3 protein-coding genes are annotated in these 5,440 nt (G+C 58.5%); all 3 read left to right on the top strand.

All coding sequences use genetic code 11. The features are described from left to right. On the top strand, positions 1 to 1,662 hold a 1,662-nt coding region (locus AC0TOF_RS00100; protein ID WP_473766734.1), incomplete at its 5' end, for an autotransporter-associated beta strand repeat-containing protein. After that, positions 1,659 to 2,972, top strand: a complete 1,314-nt coding sequence (locus AC0TOF_RS00095; protein ID WP_473766733.1) for an autotransporter family protein — start codon at positions 1,659 to 1,661, stop codon at positions 2,970 to 2,972. The genes AC0TOF_RS00100 and AC0TOF_RS00095, both read left to right, overlap by 4 nt. A gap of 635 nt (positions 2,973 to 3,607) precedes the next feature. After that, positions 3,608 to 5,440 (top strand): beta strand repeat-containing protein (locus tag AC0TOF_RS00090; protein WP_473766732.1); only part of this gene is annotated, 1,833 nt, incomplete at its 3' end.

Raw genomic sequence — 5,440 nt, 5'->3', positions numbered from 1 at the left:
AGCGGTTTCAAGGGCAACACGAATATCAATGCCGGGAGGCTGCGCCTTGACGGCGGCAAGCTTGGCGACGGCACCGGTACGGTCAATGTCGCGTCCGGCGGTTGGTTTGGCGGTCACGGCACGGTTGGCGGCAACACCACGGTTGCCGGTGGCGGCAATCTGTTCGGCCAGTCCGGCTCGCGGCTCGATTTCCTGAAGGACCTGACGCTCAATGCGGGCAGCAATGTCGATGTAACGCTGAATGGCGGTCCATCGGCGAACGAGCTTTTCCGCGTTGCCGGCAATCTGACCGTCAACGGAACCCTGACGGTCAACCCGAACAGCAGTTTCGGCATCGGCCTTTATCGCATTTTCCAGTCGGGCAATGGGCTGACCGATAATGGCATGAAACTGGCGGTAGGTAGTAACCCGAATTACGAGCTGCAGGTGATCGCCAGTTATGGTGAGGTCAACCTGATCAACACCGGCGGACTGATCCTCAATTACTGGAATGGCACAACAACCCAGTCTGACGGCACCATCCATGGTGGCGATGGTATCTGGAATGGCGCTGATCGTAACTGGACCGACAAGGACGCTAGCGTCAGCGGCTCTTGGGGCAACGATAATTTCGCCGTATTCCAGGGTGTGAGCGGCACGGTGAGCATCGAACAGGGCTTCACCCCGGTTGTCAGCGGCATGCAGTTTGTCGTCGACGGCTACAGGATCGAGAACGGCACGATCACGCTTGGCGGGCAGGAGAACCAGATTGTCGTCGGCAATGGCGTTCCAGCCAGTAGCCGTGACATGACGGCAACCATCGCCTCGGTGCTCGACGGGCAGGATGGACTGACCAAGCTCGGCTATGGAACCCTCAACCTGACCGGGGTCAACACCTATCGCGGCACGACGACGGTCAATGAGGGCACGCTGGAACTGAGCGGCAATGGCAGCATCGCCAACAGCGACGGGATCGTGCTCGCTGGCACGCAGTTCGATCATGGCGATCTGTTGATCAACAAGGACCAGGATTTTACGCTCACCAACAAGGTGAGCGGTATCGGCGCGGTGACCAAGGACGGCACCGGCATCACCACCTTTGCCGGCAACAACACGTTCAGCGGTGGGCTGACGGTCAAGGGCGGCACGGCCAAGGCCGGAATTGCCGACAATGCCTTCGGCTCGGGCACTGTGACGGTGAAGGGCGGGGCGACGCTTGATCTTGCAGACTTCAACGAAACGGTCGGCAATCTGGTCGGCGAGACGTCCGGCGATGGCAATATCGAGCTTGGCGCGGGCACGCTGACGCTGAACCAGACCCTGCATGGCGACTTCTCCGGTATCATCTCCGGTACCGGCGGGATCACCAAGAACGGCGATGGCGATCTGGTGCTTTATGGTGAGAACGACTATTCCGGCACCACGGCGGTCAACAGGGGCGCTCTGGTGCAAGGCGCTGCAGGCGGCTTCTCGGGGGCTTCCGGCTATAAGGTTGCCAGCGGCGCTTCGATCGAGCTTGGCGGTTTCGCCACGGCGATGGCAAGTCTTGCCAATGGCGGCGATGTCATCTTCGGCGGCAACGGCGGCACGGTGTTGAATGTGTCGGGCGATTATACCGGCAATGGCGGCACGCTGCATATGTCGGCCGAGCTTGGCGACGACATTCGCTGGCTGACAGGTTGATTGTCGGCGGCGATACGTCGGGCATCAGCAAGATCGGCATCATCAACCGTAATGGTTTTGGCGCACAGACCGTCAATGGCATCGAGATCATCTCGGTCGGCGGGGTTTCGGATGGCCAGTTCACGCTTCTGGGCGACTACACCACCAAGGACGGCCAGCAGGCGATCATGACCGATTCCGCCTATGCCTATACGCTGCGCAAGGCAAGCACCGGCACGCCCGATGACGGCAACTGGTATCTGGTCAGCCAATATGAGAAGCCGGGTCCGGGCCCGGGCCCAGACTGCCACGCAACCAACACCTGTCCGCCCGAGCGCTTCAGCCCGGCTGCTCCAGTCTATGAATCCTACACCTCGACCTTGCAGGCGTTGAACAAGCTGCCGACCTTGCAGCAGCGCGTGGGCGAACGTTATCTGGGCGGCCTGTCTGCCAACCAGGGCGGCACCCAGAGCGGCGGGACCGACAGCAAGGCAGTCTGGGGCCGTATCGAAGGGGCGCATAACCGTCTGGAAAACGGCTCGACAGCGGGCAGCCTGCATCAGGATATCGACACCGTCATCCTGCAGGCTGGTGTTGACGGCCAGTTCTATGAAGACGAGACCGGACGGCTGATTGCCGGGATCACCGGGCAATATGGCAATGCCCATTCCAGCATCGACAACCGGACCGGTGACGGTTCTGGCTCCATCGACACGCAGGGCTGGGGGCTGGGTGCAACCGCGACCTGGTACGGCAATTCGGGTTTTTATCTCGATGCGCAGGCACAGGCCAACTGGTATGACAGCGACCTTGGTGTCGATGCGGTCAACCCGACGCTGAAAGATGGCAACCGGGGCTTTGGCTATGCCTTGAGCCTTGAAGCAGGCCAGCGCATCGTCCTCGACCCGAACTGGTCGCTGACGCCGCAGGCGCAGCTGATGTGGTCATCGGTCGACTTCGATACGTTCCATGACAGCTATGGCGCGCGCATCTCCAACCGCGATGGCGACAGCCTGACGGCGCGTCTCGGCCTTGCCGCCAACTATGCCAATAGCTGGAAGGGCGAGGACGGCCTGATGGTCAACACGTCGGTCTACGGTATTGCCAATCTCTATCAGGAACTGATGGGCAATGCCCGCATGAACTATGCCGGCACGCATATGGCCACAGACAGCGACAACACCTGGGGCGGCATCGGCGCCGGCGGCACCTATGCCTGGGCCGACAACAAATACGCCCTCTATGGCGAAGGCTCCGTCAACACATCCCTCAACCACTTCGCCGACAGCTACACCATCAAGGGCAATATCGGCTTCAAGGTCAAGTGGTAAGGCGTGACCTGCAAGTTTCTATTCGTTCTTTAAATTTCTGATCAGTCACATTGCGCGGAAATCTTCCGCTGGGGGATATTCTAATGCTTAAGCCTGTACATCGTCGCCGTTTCATAGATCGGATTCTGTTATCCGGCGTGGCTGTGGGTGCGTTATTTTATGGGGCGCCGGGTTTCGCGGACGAGACAATCGACAATACGCCTAAAGTCGTGGACGGGGCAACAGACCCTGCATGGGCGATTAACGGCAATCTTATTATCGGAAAGGCCGGGACTGGGGAAGTCGATATTATCAATGGCGGTGAGGCTACGTTATCATCAAGCCGCACGTTTACCATGGGGGTTGAAGCAGGCTCCAAGGGGACGCTCAAAATTGACAACTCTACTATGAATCTATCGTCCGGGTGGTCGCTAGCAGGTAATCAGGTAGGTCAGTTGGGCACAGCCGAAATAAATATACTAAATGGTGGAGTAATTGATAATCAAGGTGATTCAAATACCTCGCTGGGAGCGCAGGCGGGTGGCTCAGGAACTCTGAAGATTGATGGTGCGGGTTCAGCGTGGAAGTACTCCGGAACCAGCACTAACGCTAATTATATTTCGGTAGGTGGCCTCGACGGTACAGCTCCGGGCGGTATGGGTACATTGCTCATCCAGAACGGCGGGAGTGGCCAGTTTGGTAGAACGATCATCGGTGTGGGGACTGATGCTGTCGGCACTCTCACCGTGGATACCAATGCGACACTGGAGAGTGGCGATATATATTTTGGAGCCGATGGTGGGCAGGGCACAGCCAATATCACCGGTGGTGGACAGGTGACGAGTTGGTATGGCTACATTGGCAGTTTCTATTCGCTCTCAGGCGCCGCTTCGGTCGGGTCTGTAGGTGAGGTGACTGTCAGTGATGCAAACTCTCAATGGAATGCCTCATGGGAACTCCACGTTGGTCGTTTTGGCACGGGAACTTTAAAAGTTCTCAATGGCGGCAGTGTATCCGCTGGCAAGTTATATGTGGGATTTGGCAGTCCCGGTGGCGTTAACAGCGTCGGCGATATGTCGGTGAGCGGTGTTGGTTCACAAGTTGTTGTCGCAAATAATCCTGCGGGAGGAATCTACTCCAACGGCTACCTGTATGTTGGAAATGCGGGAACCGGTACTCTTACTATAAAAGACGGCGGTAGTGTTCAGTCCGTCAGAACTTATATCGCATCAGCAGCGAGCAGCCTTGGTGTCTTAAACATCGGCGCTGCTGCGGGCGATCCTGCGGCTGGGGCGGGGCAGTTGACGACGGATTCCATTATATTTGGTTCTGGCACTGGCACACTGACGTTCAACTACACGGACGCGAGCTACCTTCTGTCGGCAGCCATTTCGGGTGTTGGCACGATCAACCAGATGACTGGCGTTACGACGCTGACGGGCGATGGTTCGGCTTTCAGTGGTACCACTTTCGTCACGGGCGGCGAGCTTCATATCGGCGATGGCGGAACAACGGGATCGCTGAACGGCACGATTGTCGATGACACGAAAGTGGTCTTCAATCGCTCCGACGACCTGATGTTCTCCGGTTCGCTGGAGGGAGCCGGTGCCGTGCAGAAGGTCGGTGCTGGCTCTCTGGTCTTGACGGGCGACAGCAGCGCGTTTGTCGGCAACACGGCGGTCGATGTCGGCGGATTGTTTGTCAGCGGCACATTGGGTGGCACGGTGGATGTTGCGACTGGCGCAAAGCTTAGCGGCACCGGCACGATCATCGGCAACACTGCGGTGGATGCTGGCGGCACGTTGGTGGGCAACCAGGGCAATGTGCTGACGTTCAACAATGATCTTTCGCTGGCTCCGGGCAGCACTGTGAATGTCGCGCTCGGGAAATCGGGGAATGGGAACGGCCTGTTTGACGTGCATGGCAATCTGACGCTGAACGGCACGCTCAATATCACCGATCAGGGCGATTTCGGTGTCGGCCTTTACCGCCTGTTCGATTATGGCGGCACGCTGTCGGGCAATGGGCTGACGCTGGGCAATGTCCCGTCCGGCTCGGATCGGAGCGCTATGCAGTTCCAGAACCCGGATCACCAGTATAATCTCTATGTTGCCGGGCAGGTCGCCAACAATATATGGGCTGGCGGTGACGGTACATGGAATGCGACCAATCAGAACTGGACGGATATCAACGGCAGTTCAATCGGTGTGTGGAACCAGGGTGATTATGCGCAGTTCGGCGGCACGGTCGGGCACCGGGTCACCGTGGATGACGGTGCTGGAGATCTGACGGCGCAGGGGCTGGTATTCTCCACGGATGGCTATGTGCTGTCCGGCGACTATCTCACGCTTGAAGGTAGCAAGACCCCGACGATCCGTGTCGGTGATGGCAGTGCTGCCGGGGCTGGCATAACCGCGACGATAGCAAGCGAGCTGCGCGGCAATCAGGGCATTAGCAAGCTCGACTATGGCACCCTGGTTCTGACCGGC

This window comes from Ochrobactrum sp. PL_is501 (genome assembly GCF_055816895.1).
Note: the sequence above shows the minus strand (reverse complement) of the source record. Positions and strands in the feature narration are given on the sequence as shown.